The organism is Streptococcus sp. HMSC073F11 (assembly GCF_001810785.1).
In the GTDB taxonomy this organism is placed as follows: Bacteria; Bacillota; Bacilli; order Lactobacillales; family Streptococcaceae; genus Streptococcus.
The window spans coordinates 1-22,448 of sequence record NZ_KV802691.1 but is presented as its reverse complement, the minus strand read 5'-3'; the positions used below and the strand labels follow the sequence as shown (position 1 = coordinate 22,448).

At 40.7% G+C, this 22,448-nt stretch carries 18 protein-coding genes and 1 tRNA gene; 16 read left to right on the top strand and 3 right to left on the bottom strand.

The genetic code is table 11. The annotated features are described in order from the left end of the window. Nucleotides 1–114: 114 nt before the first annotated feature. The gene (locus HMPREF2764_RS05810) at nt 115–1,449 is read left to right on the top strand and encodes an Nramp family divalent metal transporter (protein WP_000094601.1); all 1,335 of its coding nucleotides are present in this window, start codon (nt 115–117) and stop codon (nt 1,447–1,449) included. A 78-nt stretch (nt 1,450–1,527) separates the two neighbouring features. Here the strand turns inward: HMPREF2764_RS05810 and HMPREF2764_RS05805 are convergent. Beyond that, nucleotides 1,528–1,615 (bottom strand) — tRNA-Ser (locus HMPREF2764_RS05805). Nucleotides 1,616–1,776: 161 nt separating this feature from the next. On the opposite strand from HMPREF2764_RS05805, the gene HMPREF2764_RS05800 reads away from it, so the two are divergent. The 4 genes from HMPREF2764_RS05800 (at nt 1,777) to HMPREF2764_RS05785 (ending at nt 7,763) form a co-directional block, all read left to right on the top strand. Then, nucleotides 1,777–2,517: a DeoR/GlpR family DNA-binding transcription regulator gene (locus HMPREF2764_RS05800; protein WP_000920654.1), complete on the top strand. Its 741-nt coding sequence runs from the start codon at nt 1,777–1,779 to the stop codon at nt 2,515–2,517. Then, nucleotides 2,514–3,425, top strand: coding sequence for a 1-phosphofructokinase (gene pfkB / locus HMPREF2764_RS05795; protein ID WP_070527933.1), 912 nt, complete (start codon nt 2,514–2,516; stop codon nt 3,423–3,425). The genes HMPREF2764_RS05800 and pfkB overlap by 4 nt, the downstream gene beginning before the upstream one ends. Next, nucleotides 3,422–5,374 carry a fructose-specific PTS transporter subunit EIIC gene (locus HMPREF2764_RS05790; RefSeq protein WP_070527930.1) on the top strand — a complete coding sequence of 651 codons (1,953 nt, stop codon included), beginning with the start codon at nt 3,422–3,424 and terminating at the stop codon, nt 5,372–5,374. Before pfkB ends, HMPREF2764_RS05790 begins: the two co-directional genes overlap by 4 nt. 85 nt (nt 5,375–5,459) lie before the next feature. Beyond that, nucleotides 5,460–7,763 (top strand): DNA translocase FtsK, encoded by a 2,304-nt coding sequence (locus HMPREF2764_RS05785; protein ID WP_083306602.1) that lies wholly within the window; start codon nt 5,460–5,462, stop codon nt 7,761–7,763. Nucleotides 7,764–7,807: 44 nt separating this feature from the next. On the opposite strand, the gene HMPREF2764_RS05780 is transcribed toward HMPREF2764_RS05785, so the two are convergent. After that, nucleotides 7,808–8,236, bottom strand: coding sequence for a DUF6556 family protein (locus HMPREF2764_RS05780; RefSeq protein ID WP_070527924.1), 429 nt, complete (start codon nt 8,234–8,236; stop codon nt 7,808–7,810). 138 nt (nt 8,237–8,374) lie between these two features. Between HMPREF2764_RS05780 and HMPREF2764_RS05775 the strand changes: the two genes are divergently transcribed. From HMPREF2764_RS05775 to HMPREF2764_RS05735, 9 genes are all read left to right on the top strand, one after another. Continuing rightward, nucleotides 8,375–9,517 (top strand): cysteine desulfurase family protein, encoded by a 1,143-nt coding sequence (locus HMPREF2764_RS05775; protein ID WP_070527921.1) that lies wholly within the window; start codon nt 8,375–8,377, stop codon nt 9,515–9,517. 8 nt (nt 9,518–9,525) lie between these two features. Next, nucleotides 9,526–10,740, top strand: coding sequence for a tRNA uracil 4-sulfurtransferase ThiI (gene thiI, locus HMPREF2764_RS05770; protein ID WP_070527918.1), 1,215 nt, complete (start codon nt 9,526–9,528; stop codon nt 10,738–10,740). A gap of 136 nt (nt 10,741–10,876) precedes the next feature. Continuing rightward, nucleotides 10,877–11,701 carry an alpha/beta hydrolase gene (locus HMPREF2764_RS05765; protein ID WP_033685208.1) on the top strand — a complete coding sequence of 275 codons (825 nt, stop codon included), beginning with the start codon at nt 10,877–10,879 and terminating at the stop codon, nt 11,699–11,701. A 20-nt stretch (nt 11,702–11,721) separates the two neighbouring features. Further along, nucleotides 11,722–12,462 carry an esterase family protein gene (locus tag HMPREF2764_RS05760; RefSeq protein WP_020903515.1) on the top strand — a complete coding sequence of 247 codons (741 nt, stop codon included), beginning with the start codon at nt 11,722–11,724 and terminating at the stop codon, nt 12,460–12,462. Between the two features lie 12 nt (nt 12,463–12,474). Next, a complete protein-coding gene (locus HMPREF2764_RS05755; RefSeq protein WP_070527915.1) occupies nt 12,475–13,641 on the top strand; it encodes an ATP-grasp domain-containing protein in 1,167 nt (388 codons plus the stop codon). A 158-nt stretch (nt 13,642–13,799) separates the two neighbouring features. Further along, nucleotides 13,800–14,705, top strand: coding sequence for an aquaglyceroporin Gla (gene gla, locus HMPREF2764_RS05750; RefSeq protein ID WP_049546710.1), 906 nt, complete (start codon nt 13,800–13,802; stop codon nt 14,703–14,705). A gap of 123 nt (nt 14,706–14,828) precedes the next feature. Then, entirely contained in the window at nt 14,829–15,554 is a 726-nt protein-coding gene (locus tag HMPREF2764_RS05745) for a CppA family protein (RefSeq protein ID WP_070527913.1), read from the top strand. Next, on the top strand, nt 15,551–16,486 hold the full coding sequence (locus HMPREF2764_RS05740) for a serine hydrolase domain-containing protein (protein WP_033685205.1): 936 nt from the start codon (nt 15,551–15,553) through the stop codon (nt 16,484–16,486). The genes HMPREF2764_RS05745 and HMPREF2764_RS05740 overlap by 4 nt, the downstream gene beginning before the upstream one ends. 8 nt (nt 16,487–16,494) lie before the next feature. Then, nucleotides 16,495–17,391, top strand: a complete 897-nt coding sequence (locus tag HMPREF2764_RS05735; RefSeq protein ID WP_070527910.1) for a DMT family transporter — start codon at nt 16,495–16,497, stop codon at nt 17,389–17,391. 42 nt (nt 17,392–17,433) lie between these two features. Here the strand turns inward: HMPREF2764_RS05735 and HMPREF2764_RS05730 are convergent, their stop codons facing one another. Continuing rightward, nucleotides 17,434–18,132 (bottom strand): GntR family transcriptional regulator, encoded by a 699-nt coding sequence (locus tag HMPREF2764_RS05730; RefSeq protein WP_000936192.1) that lies wholly within the window; start codon nt 18,130–18,132, stop codon nt 17,434–17,436. 141 nt (nt 18,133–18,273) lie between these two features. On the opposite strand from HMPREF2764_RS05730, the gene guaA reads away from it, so the two are divergent. Both guaA and HMPREF2764_RS05720 read left to right on the top strand, forming a co-directional pair. Continuing rightward, entirely contained in the window at nt 18,274–19,836 is a 1,563-nt protein-coding gene (gene guaA, locus HMPREF2764_RS05725; protein WP_070527907.1) for a glutamine-hydrolyzing GMP synthase, read from the top strand. A 521-nt stretch (nt 19,837–20,357) separates the two neighbouring features. Beyond that, nucleotides 20,358–22,448 (top strand): G5 domain-containing protein (locus tag HMPREF2764_RS05720; RefSeq protein WP_070527905.1); only part of this gene is annotated, 2,091 nt, incomplete at its 3' end.

Below are 22,448 nucleotides of genomic sequence, written 5' to 3'. Positions count from 1 at the left end.
GAAAAAACTAAATGTTTTTCATATAGTTTTCATTGTTTTAATAGTTTAAAGTCAATCTTATTTTTCTCTAATAGAAAATAATGAAAAAGTAGGTTTAGAAAGAGGTAAGTATCTATGTCTTCTCATAAAAAAGTGTCACTCTCTGAGATTAATCAATCTATCGATACTCCAAATAACAATCATTTCTGGCAAAATTTAAATGCCTTTTTAGGTCCGGGTGCTCTTGTCGCAGTTGGTTATATGGATCCAGGAAACTGGATTACCAGTGTAGTCGGTGGTGCTTCCTATAAGTATAGTCTCTTGTTTGTTATCTTGATTTCATCTCTCATTGCCATGCAACTTCAGCAGATGGCAGGAAAGCTTGGTATTGTAACCCAGATGGACCTGGCTCAAGCAACGGCTCATCATTCACCTAAATGGCTTCGTTATAGTCTATGGGTGATTTTAGAATTAGCCTTGATGGCGACAGATCTGGCAGAAGTTCTAGGTTCAGCGATTGCTCTCAATCTTCTCTTTAAGATTCCGATTATGATAGCAATTCTCTTGACCGTGTTGGATGTTTTTCTCTTATTGCTTCTGATGAAATTTGGCTTTAAGAAGATTGAAGCTATTGTGACAACACTGATTTTAACCATTCTAGCAATTTTTACCTATCTGGTAGCTTTGTCACATCCAAGCTTCCAAGGAATCGTTGAGGGTTATCTACCGAATGCAACCTTATTTGAAAGTCCCTTGCCAGGGCATGAAAGTCAATTAACCTTGGCACTAGGGATCGTGGGAGCAACGGTTATGCCCCATAACCTCTATTTGCATTCTTCCTTGTCTCAAACTCGGAAAATCAATCACAAGGACAAGAATGATGTTCGAAAAGCCGTGCGCTTTATGACCTGGGATTCAAATCTCCAATTATCCTTGGCCTTTGTGGTTAACTCCCTTCTATTAATTCTCGGGGCGGCTCTCTTTTTCGGCCATGCATCTGAGATTTCTGCCTTCTCTCAAATGTATAATGCCTTGCAGGATTCTACTATTGCAGGAGCTATAGCTAGCTCGACCTTATCAACCTTGTTTGCCTTGGCTTTATTAGCCAGTGGTCAAAATTCGACAATTACGGGTACCTTGACTGGACAAATCGTTATGGAAGGTTTCTTGCATATGAGATTACCTCAATGGTTCATTCGTTTGGCAACTCGTCTCTTTGCCTTGTTGCCTGTCATGATTGTAGCGGTTCTGTTTGGTCATCAGGAAAAAACATTGGATCAGTTATTGGTTTATTCACAAGTCTTTCTTTCGATTGCTCTTCCATTTTCAATCTTCCCACTGATTTATCTAACTTCTAAGAAATCACTGATGGGAGAATTTACCAATGCCAAATGGAATACCATCCTTGGCTATATCGTTTCCATTATCTTAACAATTCTCAATGTGAAATTGTTATTTGATATTTTCTAAGAAATTCACCCGAGTTATAAAACAAGCATATAAGAAAAAAGATACCCAAGATTTCTTGGGTATCTTTTTTAAAATAAACGGAAGACATGGGATTCGAACCCACGCACGCTGTTACACGCCTACCGCGTTTCCAACACGGCCTCTTAAGCCTCTTGAGTAATCTTCCAATACTTACTCAAATAGTCTACCATAAAGGCCCTTATCTTGCAATAAAAATTCTAGAAATAAGGAAAATGATAGATTTTGAAAGAAAATGATAAAAAATGCTTGACTTTTAAATAAAGTGTGATAGAATGAATAGTGTAAACGATAACAGGAGGTGATTCGGTGTTAAAAACAGAGCGGAAGCAGCTGATTTTAGAGGAGTTAAATCAACATCATGTAGTTTCTCTAGAAAAATTAGTTAGTTTGCTAGAGACCTCAGAATCAACGGTTCGAAGAGATTTGGATGAGTTGGAAGCGGAAAACAAGCTTCGTCGCGTACATGGTGGAGCAGAATTGCCTCACTCTTTGCAGGAAGAAGAAACCATTCAAGAAAAATCTGTCAAAAACCTTCAAGAGAAGAAGTTGCTGGCTCAGAAAGCAGCCTCTCTCATCAAGGAACAAGATGTCATCTTTATCGATGCTGGAACAACAACTGCTTTTTTGATTCATGAATTGGTCAATAAGAATGTTACAGTCGTGACCAACTCGATTCACCATGCCGCACAGTTGGTTGAAAAGCAGATTCCAACTGTCATGGTTGGAGGAAGTGTCAAGATGGCAACAGATGCTAGCATCGGGGGCGTTGCTCTTAACCAGATTAACCAATTGCACTTTGATCGTGCCTTTATCGGGATGAATGGTGTGGACGATGGCTATTATACAACTCCTGATATGGAAGAGGGTGCTGTGAAGCGCGCTATTTTAGAGAATGCCAAACAGACCTATGTCTTGGTTGATTCGTCAAAAATTGGACAAACTTGCTTTGCCAAGGTAGCACCACTCAAACGAGCTATTGTTATCACAAGTCAAGGGCATGAGCTCTTGCAGGCTATTAAGGAGAAAACGGAGGTAATAGAAGTATGATTTATACAGTCACACTCAATCCATCCATTGACTATATCGTTCGTTTGGACCAAGTCCAAGTCGGTAGTGTCAATCGAATGGATAGTGATGATAAGTTTGCTGGAGGGAAAGGAATCAATGTCAGTCGTGTCTTGAAACGCTTGGATATTCCAAATACAGCGACTGGATTTATCGGAGGTTTTACTGGTAAATTTATCACAGATACTTTGGCTGATGAAGCAATCGAGACACGTTTTGTCCAAGTGGCAGAAGATACTCGTATCAATGTTAAAATCAAAGCAGACCAAGAGACAGAAATCAACGGAACGGGTCCAAATGTCGAACCAGCCCAGTTAGAAGAATTGAAAGCTATTTTATCTAGTCTGACAGCAGATGATACGGTTGTGTTTGCGGGTTCGAGTGCTAAAAACCTAGGAAATGTCATCTACAAGGATTTGATTGCCTTGACGCGGCAGACTGGTGCGCAAGTGGTTTGTGACTTTGAAGGACAGACCTTGATTGATAGTTTGGACTACCAGCCACTTTTGGTCAAACCAAATAATCACGAGCTTGGAGCGATTTTTGGAGTGAAACTCGAAAGTTTAGATGAAATTGAGAAATACGCTCGAGAACTCCTAGCTAAAGGTGCTCAAAATGTGATTATCTCTATGGCTGGTGATGGTGCCCTTCTTGTCACATCTGAGGGAGCTTACTTCGCCAAACCTATCAAGGGAACAGTCAAAAATTCAGTTGGAGCTGGTGACTCTATGGTTGCTGGATTTACAGGTGAATTTGTCAAATCTAAAGATGTAGTAGAATCCTTCAAATGGGGAGTAGCTTGCGGAACTGCAACTACCTTCTCGGATGACTTGGCAACAGCAGAATTTATTAAAGAAACATATGAAAAAGTTGAGGTAGAAAAAAGATGAAAATTCAAGACCTATTGAGAAAAGATGTTATGTTGCTGGATTTGCAGGCGACTGAAAAAACAGCTGTCATTGAAGAGATGATTAAAAGTTTAACAGACCACGGTTATGTGACAGATTTTGAAATCTTTAAAGAAGGAATTTTGGCGCGTGAAGCTTTGACTTCTACAGGCTTGGGTGACGGAATCGCTATGCCTCACAGCAAAAACGCTGCTGTCAAAGAGGCGACTGTTCTCTTTGCTAAGTCAAACAAGGGTGTTGACTACGAGAGCTTGGATGGGCAACCAACAGACCTCTTCTTCATGATTGCGGCTCCAGAAGGTGCCAATGATACTCACTTAGCAGCCTTGGCAGAATTGTCCCAATACTTGATGAAAGACGGTTTTGCTGATAAACTTCGTCAAGCAATATCAGCTGACCAAGTTATCGAACTTTTTAACCAAGCTTCAGAAAAAACTGAAGAGCCTGTTCAAGTACCTGCTAATAACTCGGGTGACTTTATCGTAGCTGTTACAGCTTGTACAACAGGTATTGCCCACACTTACATGGCTCAAGAAGCTCTTCAAAAAGTAGCTGCTGAAATGGGTGTTGGGATCAAGGTTGAGACTAATGGTGCTAGCGGTGTTGGAAATCAACTAACTGCAGAAGATATCCGCAAGGCTAAAGCTGTTATCATCGCAGCAGACAAGGCCGTTGAAATGGATCGTTTCGATGGCAAACCATTGATCAATCGTCCAGTTGCTGACGGTATCCGTAAAACAGAAGAATTGATTAACTTGGCTCTTTCAGGAGATGCTGAAGTCTACCGTGCTGCTAATGGAGCAAAAGCTTCGACAGCAAGCAACGAAAAACAAAGCCTTGGTGGTGCCTTCTACAAACACTTGATGAGTGGTGTATCTCAAATGTTGCCATTCGTTATAGGTGGTGGTATCATGATTGCCCTTGCCTTCTTGATTGACGGTGCTTTGGGTGTTCCAAATGAAAATCTTGGTAATCTTGGTTCCTACCATGAGCTAGCTTCTATGTTTATGAAAATTGGTGGAGCTGCCTTTGGTTTGATGCTCCCAGTCTTTGCAGGTTATGTTGCCTACTCTATCGCTGAAAAACCAGGTTTGGTAGCAGGTTTCGTGGCTGGTGCTATTGCCAAAGAAGGTTTTGCCTTTGGTAAAATTCCTTATGCCGCAGGTGGTGAAGCAACTTCAACTCTTGCAGGTGTCTCATCTGGTTTCCTAGGTGCCCTTGTTGGTGGATTTATCGCAGGTGCTTTAGTTCTTGCTATCAAGAAATACGTTAAAGTTCCTCGTTCACTCGAAGGTGCTAAATCAATTCTTCTCTTGCCACTTCTTGGAACAATCTTGACTGGATTTGTCATGCTAGCTGTGAATATCCCAATGGCAGCAATCAATACTGCTATGAATGACTTCCTAGGCGGTCTTGGAGGAGGTTCAGCTGTCCTTCTTGGTATCGTCCTTGGTGGAATGATGGCTGTTGACATGGGTGGACCAGTTAACAAAGCGGCTTATGTATTTGGTACAGGTACGCTTGCAGCGACTGTTTCTTCAGGTGGTTCTGTGGCTATGGCAGCAGTTATGGCTGGAGGAATGGTGCCACCACTTGCCATCTTTGTCGCAACTCTTCTCTTTAAAGACAAATTTACTAAGGAAGAACGCAACTCTGGTTTGACAAACATCATCATGGGCTTGTCATTTATCACTGAGGGAGCGATTCCGTTTGGTGCAGCTGACCCAGCTCGTGCGATCCCAAGCTTCATCCTTGGTTCAGCAGTAGCAGGTGGACTCGTTGGTCTTACTGGTATCAAACTAATGGCGCCACACGGAGGAATCTTCGTTATCGCCCTTACTTCTAATGCTCTTCTTTACCTCGTGTCTGTCTTGGTAGGAGCAATCGTAAGTGGTGTAGTCTATGGTTACCTACGCAAACCACAAGCATAAAAAATAGAAAAATGAAAAGATTGTACCGTTTGGTGCAGTCTTTTTCTCTTTCCGAAATGCCTGTGAAATATGGTATAATAGAAGAATGGCAAACAAGAATACAAGTAAAACAAGACGGAGACCGTCTAAAGCAGAACTCGAAAGAAAAGAAGCGATTCAACGAATGTTGATTTCGTTGGGAATCGCCCTTTTATTGATTTTTGCAGCCTTTAAATTAGGGGCTGCAGGTATCACCCTTTACAATCTAATTCGCTTGCTGGTAGGTAGCCTAGCTTATTTGGCAATATTTGGTATCCTGCTCTATCTCTTCTTTTTCAAGTGGATACGAAAACAGGAAGGACTCTTATCAGGATTTTTCACCATATTTGCTGGCTTACTCTTGATTTTTGAGGCCTACTTGGTTTGGAAATATGGTTTGGACAAGTCGGTCTTAAAAGGAACTATGGCTCAGGTTGTGACTGATTTGACTGGTTTTCGAACGACCAGTTTTGCTGGTGGAGGCTTGATTGGTGTTGGACTCTATGTGCCAACAGCCTTTCTCTTCTCAAATATCGGTACTTACTTTATTGGTTCTATCTTGATTTTAGTGGGTGCTCTCCTAGTCAGTCCTTGGTCTGTTTACGATATTGCTGAATTTTTCAGTAGAGGCTTTGCCAAATGGTGGGAAGGGCATGAGCGTCGAAAAGAGGAACGATTTGTTAAACAAGAAGAAAAAGCTCGCCAAAAGGCTGAGGAAGAGGCTAGATTAGAAAAAGAAGAGGCTGAAAAAGCCTTACTCGATATGCCTCCTGTTGATATGGAAACGGGTGAAATTCTGACAGAAGATGTTGTTCTTGACGTTCCATCTGTTCCGGAAGAAGAGTGGGTAGAACCAGAAATCATCCTGCCTCAAGCTGAACATGAATTCCCTGAACATGAGGAGGTCTTTGATGATGAAGATGTACAAGTTGATTTTTCAGCCAAGGAGGCTCTTGAATATAAACTTCCAAGCTTACAACTCTTTGCCCCAGATAAACCAAAAGACCAGTCGAAAGAGAAGAAGATTGTTCGAGAAAATATCAAAATCCTAGAAGAAACCTTTGCTAGCTTTGGTATCAAGGTAACGGTTGAACGGGCTGAAATTGGGCCGTCAGTGACCAAGTATGAAGTCAAGCCAGCAGTCGGTGTACGGGTTAACCGCATTTCCAATCTAGCAGATGACCTCGCTCTAGCCTTGGCAGCCAAGGATGTCCGGATTGAGGCTCCAATACCTGGTAAATCCTTAGTCGGGATTGAGGTTCCTAACTCTGAGATTGCGACGGTATCCTTCCGCGAACTATGGGAACAATCTCAAACGAAAGCAGAAAATCTCTTAGAAATTCCTCTAGGAAAGGCAGTTAATGGCACCGCAAGAGCTTTTGACCTTTCCAAGATGCCCCACTTGCTAGTTGCAGGTTCAACGGGTTCAGGGAAGTCAGTAGCTGTTAACGGCATTATCGCTAGCATCCTCATGAAGGCGAGACCTGACCAAGTTAAGTTTATGATGGTCGATCCTAAGATGGTTGAGTTGTCTGTTTACAATGATATTCCCCACCTCTTGATTCCAGTCGTGACCAATCCACGTAAGGCCAGCAAGGCTTTGCAAAAGGTCGTGGATGAAATGGAAAATCGTTATGAACTCTTTGCCAAGGTTGGAGTTCGTAATATTGCAGGCTTTAATGCCAAGGTAGAAGAGTTCAATGCCCAGTCTGAGTACAAGCAAATTCCGCTACCGCTCATTGTCGTGATTGTGGATGAGTTGGCTGACCTTATGATGGTTGCCAGCAAGGAAGTGGAAGATGCCATCATTCGTCTTGGGCAGAAGGCGCGGGCTGCAGGTATCCACATGATTCTTGCAACCCAGCGTCCATCCGTTGATGTCATCTCTGGTCTGATCAAGGCCAATGTCCCATCTCGAGTGGCTTTTGCGGTATCATCAGGTACAGACTCGCGCACCATCTTGGATGAAAATGGAGCTGAGAAACTGCTTGGTCGAGGAGATATGCTCTTTAAACCAATCGATGAAAATCATCCAGTTCGTCTCCAAGGATCCTTTATCTCGGATGATGATGTTGAACGCATCGTAAACTTTATCAAGGCTCAGGCAGATGCGGACTACGATGAGAGTTTTGATCCAGGTGAGGTTTCTGAAAATGAAGGTGAATTCTCAGATGGTGAAACTGGTGGAGATCCGCTTTTTGAAGAAGCCAAAGCTTTGGTCATTGAGACCCAGAAAGCCAGCGCATCTATGATTCAGCGTCGTTTGTCAGTTGGATTTAATCGTGCGACCCGTCTCATGGAAGAGCTTGAGATGGCAGGTGTCATTGGCCCAGCTGAAGGTACCAAACCAAGAAAAGTTTTACAACAATAAAAAAATAGCTTCTTTCCAAGTTTGGAAGGAGGCTATTTTAGTGATTATTGATTAGTTTTATTTTCCGAAGTTGGACTATTGGACTGTTTTTCATTTTCAGTAGTAGGCTTACTTGGAGTAGGAGTAGAAGAATCCTGAGTTGTTGCTTTCTGCTCTTCTTTTTTCTCTTCCTTGACGCTAGCTTTTGGCGTTTCCTCTTGCTGTGTTTTTTCTTGAGAAGTGTTATTTTCCTTATTGGGACTAGTGTTTTCCTGAGGGGATTCCTTTTGAATTTCTTTGACAATGGTTGTCGTCTGGCTTGTCGTAGGTTCTTTTTTAGTATTTTTGTTATTATCCAAGGCGTTCATAATCGTGATACTTGCGGTAATTAAGCCAAGGATACTACCGATAGTAGCAACGGTTTTTTGAAAGACTGTAAAGCCTTTTTTGATGTGTTCTGTTTTTGGTTTTGAAGTTCTACGATAATTAGACATGCATTCTCTCCTTTAATTAAAATTTATTATACCGCATTTCTTTAAAAAAATCTTAAAAAAAGAGGAATTGCCCTTTCTTGTCGCAAGCTCCGTTTCATGATACAATAGAAGGAGTGATTTTAGAAAGCGTGAGAAAACATGATTTACTTTGATAATTCGGCGACGACCAAGCCCTATCCTGAAGCCCTTGAAACTTATATGCAGGTCGCTTCAAAAATTTTAGGAAATCCATCTAGTCTCCATCGTTTGGGAGACCAGGCAACACGAATCTTAGATGCTTCCCGTCAACAGATTGCGGATTTAATCGGTAAGAAAAGTGAGGAAATCTTCTTTACTTCTGGTGGGACAGAAGGAGATAACTGGGTTATCAAGGGTGTGGCCTTTGAAAAGGCTCAGTTTGGAAAGCACATCATTGTATCAGCCATTGAACATCCGGCAGTCAAAGAGTCAGCCCTTTGGTTGAAAAGTCAAGGATTTGAAGTAGATTTTGCTCCAGTTGATAACAAAGGATTTGTAGATGTTGAAGCGTTATCAGATTTGATAAGACCTGATACGACCCTCGTTTCCGTCATGGCTGTGAACAATGAAATCGGCTCGATTCAACCTATTCAAGCTATTTCAGAACTATTGGCAGACAAGCCAACTATTTCCTTCCACGTTGATGCGGTTCAGGCACTTGCCAAGATTCCGACTGAAAAGTATCTGACAGAACGAGTGGATTTTGCGACTTTCTCTAGTCACAAGTTTCACGGAGTTCGAGGTGTTGGATTTGTCTATATCAAGTCTGGCAAGAAGATTACGCCTCTGTTGACTGGTGGTGGTCAGGAGCGTGATTATCGTTCAACAACTGAAAATGTGGCAGGAATTGCAGCGACAGCCAAGGCTCTCCGTTTGTCTATGGAAAAGCTAGGTTTCTTTACTAGCAAGACTGGGCAGATGAAGGCAGTGATTCGCCAAGCCCTTCTGGACTATCCAGATATTTTTGTCTTTTCAGATGAGGAAGACTTTGCCCCTCATATTCTGACTTTTGGAATCAAGGGTGTTCGTGGTGAAGTCATCGTTCACGCCTTTGAAGACTATGATATTTTTATCTCAACGACCTCTGCTTGTTCGTCAAAGGCAGGAAAACCAGCCGGAACCCTGATTGCTATGGGAGTGGACAAGGATAAGGCTCAGTCAGCTGTGCGTTTAAGCCTAGACCTTGAAAATGATATGAGTCAGGTCGAGCAGTTTTTGACCAAGTTAAAATTAATTTACAATCAAACTAGAAAAGTAAGATAGGAGCATTCATGCAGTATTCAGAAATTATGATTCGCTACGGAGAGTTGTCAACCAAGGGTAAAAATCGTATGCGTTTCATCAATAAACTTCGCAATAATATATCAGACGTTTTGTCTATCTATCCCCAAGTTAAGGTAACGGCAGATCGTGACCGTGCCCACGCTTACCTCAATGGAGCAGATTACACAGCAGTAGCAGAATCGCTCAAACAAGTTTTTGGAATTCAAAACTTTTCCCCTGTTTATAAGGTTGAAAAATCTGTAGAAGTTCTGAAGTCTGCTGTCCAAGAGATTATGCAGGACATCTACAAGGATGGCATGACCTTTAAAATTTCTGGCAAGCGTAGCGACCACAACTTTGAGTTGGATAGTCGTGAACTCAATCAAACACTTGGAGGAGCTGTTTTCGAAGCCATTCCAAATGTGCAAGCTCAAATGAAAAGTCCTGACATCAATCTTCAGGTGGAAATCCGTGAAGAAGCAGCCTATCTTTCTTATGAAACCATTCGTGGGGCTGGTGGTTTGCCAGTTGGAACTTCAGGTAAAGGGATGCTCATGTTGTCAGGAGGGATCGACTCACCTGTAGCAGGTTATCTTGCACTTAAGCGTGGGGTGGATATTGAGGCTGTTCATTTTGCCAGCCCACCTTACACGAGTCCAGGCGCTCTTAAAAAAGCCCAAGATTTGACCCGTAAATTAACCAAGTTTGGGGGAAATATCCAGTTTATCGAAGTACCTTTCACAGAGATTCAAGAGGAAATCAAGGCCAAAGCGCCAGAAGCTTACTTGATGACTCTAACGCGTCGTTTTATGATGCGGATTACAGATCGTATTCGTGAGGTACGAAATGGTTTAGTTATCATCAATGGGGAAAGCCTAGGTCAAGTAGCCAGCCAAACCTTGGAGAGCATGCAGGCTATCAATGCAGTTACCAACACTCCCATCATCCGTCCAGTTGTGACAATGGATAAGTTGGAAATCATTGACATTGCTCAGGAAATTGACACCTTTGAAATTTCTATCCAGCCTTTTGAAGACTGTTGTACCATTTTTGCGCCAGATCGTCCGAAAACAAATCCTAAGATTAAGAATGCGGAGCAGTATGAAGCTCGCATGGATGTTGAAGGTTTAGTTGAGCGAGCTGTAGCTGGAATCATGATTACTGAGATTACACCGCAGGCTGAAAAAGATGAAGTGGATGACTTGATTGACAATCTGCTCTAATCAGAAAATCCAGAAGAATTTAGAAAAATAGATGAAAAAGTTAGTTTTTAATTCCAAAAGTGGAAGCAAAACTAACTTTTTTTCTATAATTGTGATATAATAAAATAAAATTTTGAATATAGAGAGTTTTCTGACAATGAATCAATCCTACTTTTATTTAAAAATGAAAGAACACAAACTCAAGGTTCCTTATACAGGTAAGGAACGCCGTGTACGTGTTCTTCTGCCTAAAGATTATGAGAAAGACACGGATCGTTCTTATCCTGTTGTTTACTTTCATGACGGGCAAAATGTTTTTTATAGCAAGGAGTCTTTCATTGGCCATTCATGGAAGATTATCCCAGCTATTAAGCGTAATCCTGATATCAGTCGCATGATTGTCGTCGCCATTGACAATGATGGTATGGGGCGGATGAATGAGTATGCGGCTTGGAAGTTCCAAGAATCTCCTATCCCAGGACAGCAATTTGGCGGTAAGGGCGTGGAGTATGCCGAGTTTGTTATGGAGGTGGTCAAGCCATTTATCGATGAGACCTACCGTACTAAAGCTGACCGCCAGCATACGGCTATGATTGGGTCTTCACTAGGAGGAAATATTACCCAGTTTATCGGTTTGGAATACCAAGACCAAATTGGTTGCTTGGGCGTCTTTTCATCTGCCAACTGGCTCCATCAAGAAGCCTTTAATCGCTATATTGAACGAAAGAAACTATCGCCTGACCAGCGTATCTTTATCTATGTTGGAACTGAAGAAGCAGATGATACGGACAAGACCCTGATGGCTGGTAATATCAAACAAGCCTATATCGATTCGTCTCTTCGGTATTACCATGATTTGATAGCAGGTGGGGTACACTTAGATAATCTTGTCTTGAAAGTTCAGTCTGGTGCCATCCATAGTGAAATCCCTTGGTCGGAGAATTTACCAGACTGTCTGAGATTTTTTGCAGAGAAATGGTAAGTTAGAAAAGGAGAAAGCCAATGCATATTGAAAACCTTAGCCACTGGAGTGGTCATCTCAACCGTGAAATGTACCTCAACCGTTATGGACATGCTGGGATTCCAGTTGTGGTTTTTGCTTCATCAGGTGGCAGTCACAATGAATACTATGATTTTGGCATGATTGATGCCTGTGCTTCCTTTATCGAGGAAGGCCGTGTTCAGTTCTTTACCCTATCCAGTGTAGACAGTGAGAGCTGGTTGGCCACTTGGAAACATGGTCATGACCAGGCGGAGATGCATCGTACCTACGAACGCTATGTGATTGAAGAGGCCATTCCTTTTATCAAGCATAAGACAGGTTGGTTTGATGGTATGATGACGACAGGTTGCTCGATGGGCGCCTACCATGCTGTCAATTTTTTCCTCCAGCATCCAGATGTCTTTACCAAGGTGATAGCTCTTAGTGGTGTTTACGACGCACGTTTCTTTGTCGGCGATTACTACAATGACGATGCTATTTACCAAAACTCGCCAGTAGATTATATCTGGAACCAGAACGACGGCTGGTTTATTGATCGTTATCGTCAGGCAGAGATTGTGCTGTGTACGGGTCTTGGTGCATGGGAACAAGACGGTCTACCATCTTTCTACAAGCTCAAAGAAGCCTTTGACCAGAAACAAATTCCAGCCTGGTTTGCTGAATGGGGACACGATGTCGCCCATGACTGGGAATGGTGGCGCAAACAAATGCCTTATTTCCTTGGAAATCTCTATTTATAAAAGGAGTTATCTATGAATTACCTTGTTATTTCTCCCTACTATCCGCAAAACTTTCAACAGTTTACCATTGAACTAGCCAATAAAGGCATTACCGTCTTGGGAATTGGTCAAGAACCATACGAGCAATTGGATGAACCTTTACGCAATAGCCTGACCGAGTATTTCCGTGTTGACAATCTTGAGAACATAGACGAAGTCAAACGTGCAGTTGCTTTTCTTTTCTATAAGCATGGCCCAATTGACCGCATCGAATCCCACAATGAATACTGGCTTGAGTTGGATGCAACACTCAGAGAACAATTCAATGTCTTTGGTGCCAAACCAGAGGATCTCAAAAAGACAAAATATAAGTCTGAAATGAAGAAACTCTTCAAAAAAGCTGGTGTCCCTGTAGTCCCTGGAGCTGTTATTAAGACGGAAGCAGATGTGGATCAAGCAGTGAAAGAAATCGGTCTTCCAATGATTGCCAAACCTGATAATGGAGTTGGGGCAGCCGCAACCTTTAAACTTGAGACTGAAGACGATATCAATCACTTCAAGGCCGAATGGGATCATTCAACTGTTTATTTCTTTGAAAAATTTGTCACTTCCAGCGAAATCTGTACCTTTGATGGGCTTGTGGACAAGGATGGTAAGATTGTCTTTTCAACAACCTTTGACTACGCCTATACACCGCTTGATCTCATGATGTATAAGATGGACAATTCCTACTATGTTCTTAAGGATATGGATCCCAAATTACGTAAATATGGTGAGGCTATCGTCAAAGAATTTGGTATGAAAGAACGGTTCTTCCATATCGAGTTCTTCCGTGAGGGGGACGATTACATTGCTATTGAGTACAATAACCGTCCCGCAGGTGGTTTTACAATTGATGTTTATAACTTTGCTCACTCTTTGGACCTCTATCGTGGTTATGCAGCTATTGTTGCGGGAGAAGAGTTTCCTGCATCAGAGTTTGCCCCTCAGTATTGTTTGGCTACTTCTCGCCGTGCAAATGCTCATTATGTCTATTCTGAGGAGGATTTACTTGCCAAATACAGTCAGCAGTTCAAAGTTAAAAAAATCATGCCAGCAGCCTTCGCGGAACTTCAAGGAGATTACCTTTATATGCTGACAACTCCGAGTCGACAAGAAATGGAACAGATGATTGCAGATTTCGGACAACGTCAAGAATAAGAACTATCGGATTAAGGAGAATGACCTTCTTAATCCTTTTGCTTTTTATAAGAAATAAAACCGCTTTCTTATATATTCTTTTAGAAAACCTGTTGCTAAAAGATATAAAAATTGATAGAATAAGGATTGTCTAAAAAATTTTAAGGAGAATCTATCAAATGGATTTCACATGGGCAATTAAATATGCCACTGAATTTTTGGGAACTGCTATTCTGGTCATTCTTGGAAATGGTGCAGTTGCCAACGTTGAACTTAAAGGTACGAAAGGTCACCAAAGTGGCTGGATCGTTATCGCTGTTGGTTATGGTATGGGGGTTATGATCCCAGCCTTGATGTTTGGTAACGTATCTGGTAACCACATTAACCCAGCCTTCACTCTTGGACTTGCGATCAGCGGTCTCTTCCCTTGGGCACAAGTTGCACCTTATATCATCGCACAAGTTTTGGGTGCTATCTTTGGTCAAGCCTTGGTTGTGGCAACACACCGCCCATACTACTTGAAAACTGAAAATCCAAACAACATCTTGGGTACTTTCTCAACAATTTCAAGTTTGGATAATGGTACAAAAGAATCACATTTTGCAGCAACTGTTAATGGTTTTGTAAACGAGTTTGTCGGTTCATTTGTTCTTTTCTTTGCAGCCCTTGGTATGACTAAAAACTTCTTTGGTGCTGAACTAGTATCAAAAGCACAAGCGGCTATTAATGCTCAAGTTGCACAAGCAACTACTCAAGGTCAAACCATTCCTCAAGAACAAGTAACAGCAGCACTTGACCAAGCTAAAGAACAAGTAGCACCATTTATGACATCTGGTCTTGGAATTGCTCACTTGGCACTTGGATTCCTTGTTATGGCTTTGGTAACATCACTTGGTGGACCTACAGGGCCTGCCTTGAACCCAGCCCGTGACTTGGGACCACGTCTCCTTCATGCTTTCCTTCCAAAATCAGTTCTTGGTGAGCACAAAGGCGATTCAAAATGGTGGTACTCTTGGGTACCAGTAGTAGCACCGATTGCAGCAGCAATTGCGGCAGTAGCTATCTTCAAATTCCTTTACCTATAAGAAATTGAAACCGAGGAAATCCTCGGTTTTTTAGATGAAATTTTACGAAAAAAAGGTAAATCTGAGCATAATTTCTTGTAAAAAATTCTAAAATCCTTTAAAATAAAAGAGTTGGAGGAATTTATGAATGTAAATCAGATTGTACGGATTATTCCTACTTTAAAAGTTAATAATAGAAAATTAAATGAAACATTTTATATTGAAACCCTTGGTATGAAGGCCTTGTTAGAAGAGTCAGCTTTTCTGTCACTAGGGGATCAAACAGGTCTTGAAAAGCTGGTTTTAGAAGAAGCTCCAAGTATGCGTACTCGTAAGGTAGAGGGAAGAAAAAAACTGGCTAGATTGATTATCAAGGTGGAAAATCCCTTGGAAATTGAAGGACTCTTATCTAAAACAGATTCGATTCATCAATTATATAAAGGTCAAAACGGCTACGCTTTTGAGATTTTTTCACCCGAAGATGATTTGATTTTGATTCATGCGGAAGATGACAGAGCAAGTCTAGTAGAAGTAGGAGAAAAGCCAGAATTTCAAACAGATCTGGAGTCAATTTCTTTAAGTAAATTTGAAATTTCTATGGAATTACACCTCCCAACGGATGTAGATAGTTTCTTGGAACTATCTGAAATTGGGGCGTCACTTGATTTTATCCCAGCACAGGGGCAGGATTTGACTGTGGACAATACGGTTACTTGGGACTTATCTATGCTCAAGTTCTTGGTCAATGAATTAGACATAGCAAGTCTTCGTAAGAAGTTTGAGTCTACAGAATATTTTATTCCTAAGTCTGAAAAATTCTTCCTTGGTAAAGATAGAAATAATGTTGAATTGTGGTTTGAAAAAGTATGAAGTGGACCAAGATTATTAAAAAAATAGAAGAACAAATCGAGGCAGGGATTTATCCTGGAGCCTCTTTTGCGTATTTTAAGGACCATCAATGGACGGAGTTCTATTTAGGCCAGAGTGACCCAGAACATGGCTTGCAGACTGAGGCAGGACTAGTTTATGATCTAGCTAGTGTCAGCAAGGTTGTTGGGGTTGGCACAGTTTTTACTTTTTTGTGGGAAAAAGGCAAATTAGATATTGACAGACCGGTGACCGATTTTTTACCTGAGAGTGATTATCCAGACATCACTATTCGCCAGCTCTTAACCCACGCTACAGATCTTGATCCATTTATTCCCAATCGTGATCTTTTAACAGCACCTGAATTAAAGGAAGCGATGTTTCATCTCAACAGACGAAGTCAGCCAGCCTTTCTTTATTCGGATGTTCATTTTTTGCTGTTGGGTTTTATTTTGGAAAGAATCTTTAATCAAGATTTGGATGTGATTTTACAAGAACAAGTTTGGAATCCTTGGAGAATGACGGAAACCCAATTTGGACCTGTTGAGCTTGCTGTTCCGACAGTTAGAGATGTAGAGGCAGGTCTGGTACATGATCCCAAGGCTCGTCTCCTGGGCAGACATGCTGGTAGTGCTGGTTTATTTTCGACTGTAAAGGATCTACAAATCTTTTTAGAACACTATTTATCAGATGATTTTGCAAGAGATTTGAGTCAAAATTTTTCTCCTTTGGATGACAAGGAACGTTCTTTGGCCTGGAATTTGGAAGGAGATTGGCTAGACCATACGGGCTATACAGGTACCTTTATCATGTGGAATCGCCAGAAGCAAGAAGCGGCTATTTTCCTATCGAATCGTACCTATGAAAAGGATGAGAGGGCTCAATGGATTGTAGACCGCAATCAAGTGATGGACTTGATTCGCAAAGAAGAGTAAGGAGAGACATGTCAAACAGTTTAAAAGGGACTCTATTAACAGTTGTGGCTGGGATTGCTTGGGGCTTGTCAGGAACGAGTGGCCAATACCTGATGGCGCACGGAATTTCGGCCCTGGTTTTGACCAACTTGCGTCTTTTAATCGCTGGTGGAATTCTCATGCTCTTGGCTTATGCTACTGCAAAAGATAGAATGCTGGCCTTTTTAAAGGATAGAAAGAGTTTGCTGTCTCTTCTCATTTTTGCTCTAATTGGTCTCTTCCTCAATCAATTTGCCTATCTAACTGCTATTCAGGAGACCAATGCAGGAACCGCGACGGTGCTTCAGTATGTTTGTCCTGTTGGGATTTTAATTTATAGCTGTATCAAGGATAAGGTGGCGCCGACACTGGGAGAGATTGTTTCTATCATATTAGCCATCGGAGGAACCTTCCTGATCGCAACACATGGGCAGTTGGACCAGTTATCTATGACACCTGCAGGTCTGTTCTGGGGCCTCTTTTCTGCTCTGACTTACGCCCTGTATATCATTTTGCCCATAACCTTGATTAAGAAGTGGGGTAGCAGTTTGGTCATTGGTGTGGGAATGGTCATAGCTGGTTTGGTCGCCCTTCCTTTTACAGGGGTTCTACAGGCCAATATACCGACTAGTCTTGATTTTCTCCTTGCTTTTGCGGGCATTATCCTTATCGGGACTGTCTTTGCCTATACAGCGTTCTTAAAAGGAGCCAGTCTGATTGGACCAGTTAAGTCAAGTTTGTTGGCTTCAATTGAGCCAATCTCGGCGGTTTTCTTTGCCTTCCTAATTATGAATGAACAATTTTATCCTATTGATTTTCTTGGCATGGCAATGATATTGTTTGCTGTAACTCTGATTTCTTTGAAAGATTTACTCTTAGAGAAATAAAAAAGACTCTTTGTCCGTGACAGAGAGTTTTTGCATAGTAATCTAATTATTTTCAAGATAAAATTCAAAGCGTTCGCCTACATACTGACTTTTTACGTATTCAAAAGCAGTACCATCTTCTAGGTAGGAAACCTGAGTCAAACCAAGAATAGCATGTCCTTTTTCAACTTCCAAATAGTGGGCAATCTTTTCTTTAGCAAGGCGAGCATAAATAGTCTGTTGAGATTTGCCTATACGGTAGCCGTGTTTTTGCAAGGTTTGGAAGAAATGACTGGTGATTTCTTCTTTTTTAAAGTCCTTAATGAATTTTTCAGGAATAGAAGCAACTTCATAAACCAGAGGAACTTGGTCGGCATAGCGAACACGTTCCATTCGGATAATATTTTCGGTAGGAGAAATTCCTAGCTTGGCAACTTCCTGTTCATTGGGAATGGTTTTTCTGTAGGAAATGAGTTGGCTAGAGGGTACTTTACCTTGGGACTTAACAATTTCAGTAAAACTGGTTGTCCCTCTCATCTTTTCTTGTACACGTGTACTGGATACAAAGGTGCCACTTCCTACACGGCGCTCTAAAACTCCTTCTTCGACCAAGAGGGAAATAGCTTGTCGGAGGGTCATGCGACTGACCTCAAACTGCTCTGCTAAATCTCTTTCACTGGGAAGTCTCTCACCAATAGCCCAACGATGTTCGTCAATATCCTTTTTAATCTGATCATGGATTTTCATATAAGCGGGTAGCATATTTTTCACTTCATTTCTATCTTTTCTCTATTGTACCCCAATAAACTAGAAAAAGTCAAACTTCGCCTTGTTTAGTTGGTAATTCGCCCTTATTTGTGATAGAATATTGAAAAAAGATATTTCTTTTGAGAAAGGAAAAAGATGAGCAACATTTCAACTGATTTGAAAGATGTAGAAAAAATCATCGTATTGGACTATGGTAGCCAATACAACCAGCTGATTTCACGCCGTATCCGTGAGATTGGTGTTTTTTCAGAACTAAAGAGCCATAAAATTTCAGCTGCTGAAGTTCGTGAAATCAATCCTGTAGGAATTATCCTATCAGGTGGTCCAAACTCTGTATACGAAGATGGTTCATTCGATATTGACCCAGAAATCTTCGAACTCGGAATTCCTATTTTGGGAATTTGTTACGGTATGCAGTTATTGACCCATAAACTTGGAGGAAAAGTTGTCCCTGCAGGTGATGCTGGAAATCGTGAATACGGTCAATCAACTCTTACACACACACCATCAGCTCTTTTTGAATCAACACCAGACGAGCAGACTGTTTTGATGAGCCATGGTGATGCGGTTACTGAGATTCCTTCTGACTTTGTTCGTACTGGAACATCAGCTGACTGCCCTTATGCAGCCATTGAAAACCCAGATAAACACATTTACGGTATCCAATTCCACCCAGAAGTTCGTCATTCTGTATACGGAAATGATATCCTTCGTAACTTTGCTCTTAACATCTGTAAAGCTAAAGGCGACTGGACAATGGATAACTTCATCGATATGCAAATCCAAAAAATCCGTGAAACCGTCGGTGACAAACGTGTCCTTCTTGGTCTATCAGGTGGGGTGGACTCATCTGTCGTTGGAGTTCTTCTCCAAAAGGCTATTGGCGATCAATTGATCTGTATCTTCGTAGACCACGGTCTTCTTCGTAAAGGAGAAGCGGATCAAGTTATGGACATGCTTGGTGGTAAGTTTGGTTTGAATATCGTCAAAGCAGACGCTGCTAAACGTTTCCTTGATAAACTTGCTGGCGTTTCTGACCCTGAACAAAAACGTAAAATCATCGGTAATGAGTTTGTATATGTATTCGATGACGAAGCAAGCAAGCTCAAAGATGTGAAATTCCTTGCTCAAGGAACTCTTTATACAGACGTTATCGAGTCTGGTACGGATACCGCTCAGACAATCAAGTCACACCACAACGTGGGTGGTCTTCCAGAAGACATGCAGTTTGAACTGATCGAACCATTGAACACTCTCTATAAAGACGAAGTTCGTGCCCTTGGTACAGAGCTTGGTATGCCAGACCATATCGTATGGCGCCAACCATTCCCAGGACCAGGACTTGCTATCCGTGTCATGGGTGAAATCACTGAAGAGAAACTAGAAACAGTTCGTGAGTCAGATGCTATCCTTCGTGAAGAAATCGCTAAAGCTGGTCTTGACCGCGATATCTGGCAATACTTCACAGTGAATACAGGTGTTCGTTCAGTTGGGGTTATGGGTGACGGTCGTACGTATGACTACACGATTGCAATCCGTGCAATCACTTCTATCGATGGTATGACAGCTGACTTTGCAAAAATTCCTTGGGATGTCCTTCAAAAGATTTCTGTGCGTATCGTAAACGAAGTGGACCACGTTAACCGCATCGTCTATGATATTACAAGTAAACCACCTGCAACAGTTGAGTGGGAGTAAAGCTATAAATACTTTACTCTTATAGTAAATGAAAAATAAGGATTTCGAGAGAACAAAATCGTTCTCTCTTTTTTTAGCTGAATATTTTAAGTAAAAGGTTAAGCTATTCTTTCATAAAACAAGACAGAATGGTTGCCTCCAAAGTCTCATCATAAGAGAACAGTTATATTCTCTGGATCTACTTTTGAGATGGTAAAAATAGATATACTGATATCCATTCCTTTTATCATATCCTTGATTTCTTAAGTTTTAAAGACAGTTTAATCAGGATTCCTTTTATATATCGATTAAGAAATAAATAATCTGTCTTGAATCCTACCATAGATGTATAAAGAGTCATTTTGTTTTTTTGTTTCGTATCAGTATCAATCCGTTCTGATATTGTTTTTTGAATTTTAGAAAATTCTAGTACAGTAGTTAGGAAGTTTTTATAAATTTATTGTATTTAATTCTTGACTTGATACCTTTACTTTTTTAGTTAACTATGTAATAATATTAACAATACAAATAAATGAAAGTTGGTGTTTCTATTGCATAAAGCAGTAAAACAAGAAAAAGGTCATGGCTATCTCCGTAAAACTAAGTTAGGTTTGTTAAGTGGCATTATCCTAACGACTGCTTTAGGGAGTTTATTTTTAAATGGGATTGTAAGCGCTGACGAACAACCAAATTCAAGTACACCTCCTAATGCAGCACAGACTCCTCCTAGCGAAACTGTGGTTCAAAGTGAGTATGAAACGAGTACAACACATACGGTAAAAGAAACCGAGTTAAAAGCTAAAGTTGAAGAAGTAAAAGCTTTAGGGGTTAAGGTTACAGAAACACCCACTGAAAATGTAGGTGTTGCAAATAGTTCTTCTGAGGTTACACATTTACGCGCAACTGCTGAAGAAAAAGTAGATGCTCAAATTCGTGATTTAGAGTCTGCAAAAGCTGAACAAGAACAAGTGAAAGCGGATAGAGTTAAGATTGATGAGTTTAAAAATACTTTTATTAATGCTAATTATATCAAAGTAAAAGCTAGATTAGTTTCTCAGGTAAATAGTCGAGATATTGATGAAGATGTCTCGAAAGAAGCTTCAGTTAGTCCAATTACATCAAGTAATGGGGAACTTCATTACTTGAAAGCGAATGAATTGGAGTTAACTGATTCTCAAGGTTTGTATAATGCAGTATCGAAACCAACTACTGAGGAAGTTACAGAAACATTTATTAAGGTACCTGCTCGAATTGGAATTACAGATAAATATGCAACAAATCGTGTGAATATCGGGTATCCTGCTCGTATAGTGGAACTAACTCCAAACACTGTGTATAGTTACACCATCACACCTCGTTCAGATAGTGTTTTATCTAGTATTTACGGTATCGGTAGTATTGAGACAACTGCTAAATTTGAGTATACACTACCTGAAAAAACCAAACTTTACGCTACATTTAGCAGTAAACCTGTTGAGACTCATGTAATTATTAAAAACTTAACTCGACGTGCTGAAAATCATACTGATTTCATTGGTTACACTCGAACTTATACTTATAAGGATAAGCAAGGAAATATTATTCCAATTAAAGATTTATATGCGAAATTCTTAGATGTCCAAGGTTTTAAGGGGAAAGGGGTTATAACGTCTTCTGATATTCCAAAATCTAAATTATCCGAGTTTGAATTACGTTCAGTTGGTGCTGATTACACTTATAGACAAGAAACATCTTTACTTGGAGAAAATACAATTTCTCAAAAAGAGTACATTGCTAGTAAAGTAGTTCCTAATAAACGTAATCAGTTTACACCTCGCATTGTTTATGCATCAAATCTCCAAAGAGTTGAATTGACAGATACAGAAAAAGCAATCAACGGTGTGTCTCGCACTTTCCATACTGTTACTTATACAGAAGTTCAAAACAAAGGTTTAGTTACTCAGAAGTTTGTAAACGAACAAGGTGTTGAAATTGCACCTAGTGTTAAGTCTGACCTTAAAGAGGTAGGTTCTGCGGTATCTTTAACTCATCCGACCGATTTGGACTTTGAGAACAAGCGTTATACCTTTAAAGAACAAGATAAACAGGATATTACTGAGATTATAAAAGGTGAAACTGTCATTACCTATGTGTATAAACAGAAGTATGAGAACAACTTACCACCTGTAGAAACAGAAACAAAAATTCCAATTACGACAACTTATGTAGAAGACAAAACAATCGACTATGGTACGGAAATTGTTGAATCGAACGGTAGCGAAGGTAAAATTGTAACTACAACACCTAAAATTGTGAATGAACTTGATGGTATTGTAACTGACGGTAAGCCGACTGAAAAAGAAACTCCTATGGTACCAAAAGTGGTTAAAGTAGGTACTAAACCTAAAGTTGTAGAAACAACTACTCCATATACAACACGTTATGTAGAAGATAATACAAAAGATAAAGACTATCGAGAAGTAACAAGAACTGGTAAAGCTGGTAAAACAACTACTACAATAACTTATACCTTGGATCCTAATACAGGAGCAGTAACACCGAATGAACCAACCACGATTACTGAAGAAGCAGTAGAAGAAGTTATCACAGTCGGTACGAAACCAAAGGTTGAGGCACCAAAGGTTGAAACGCCA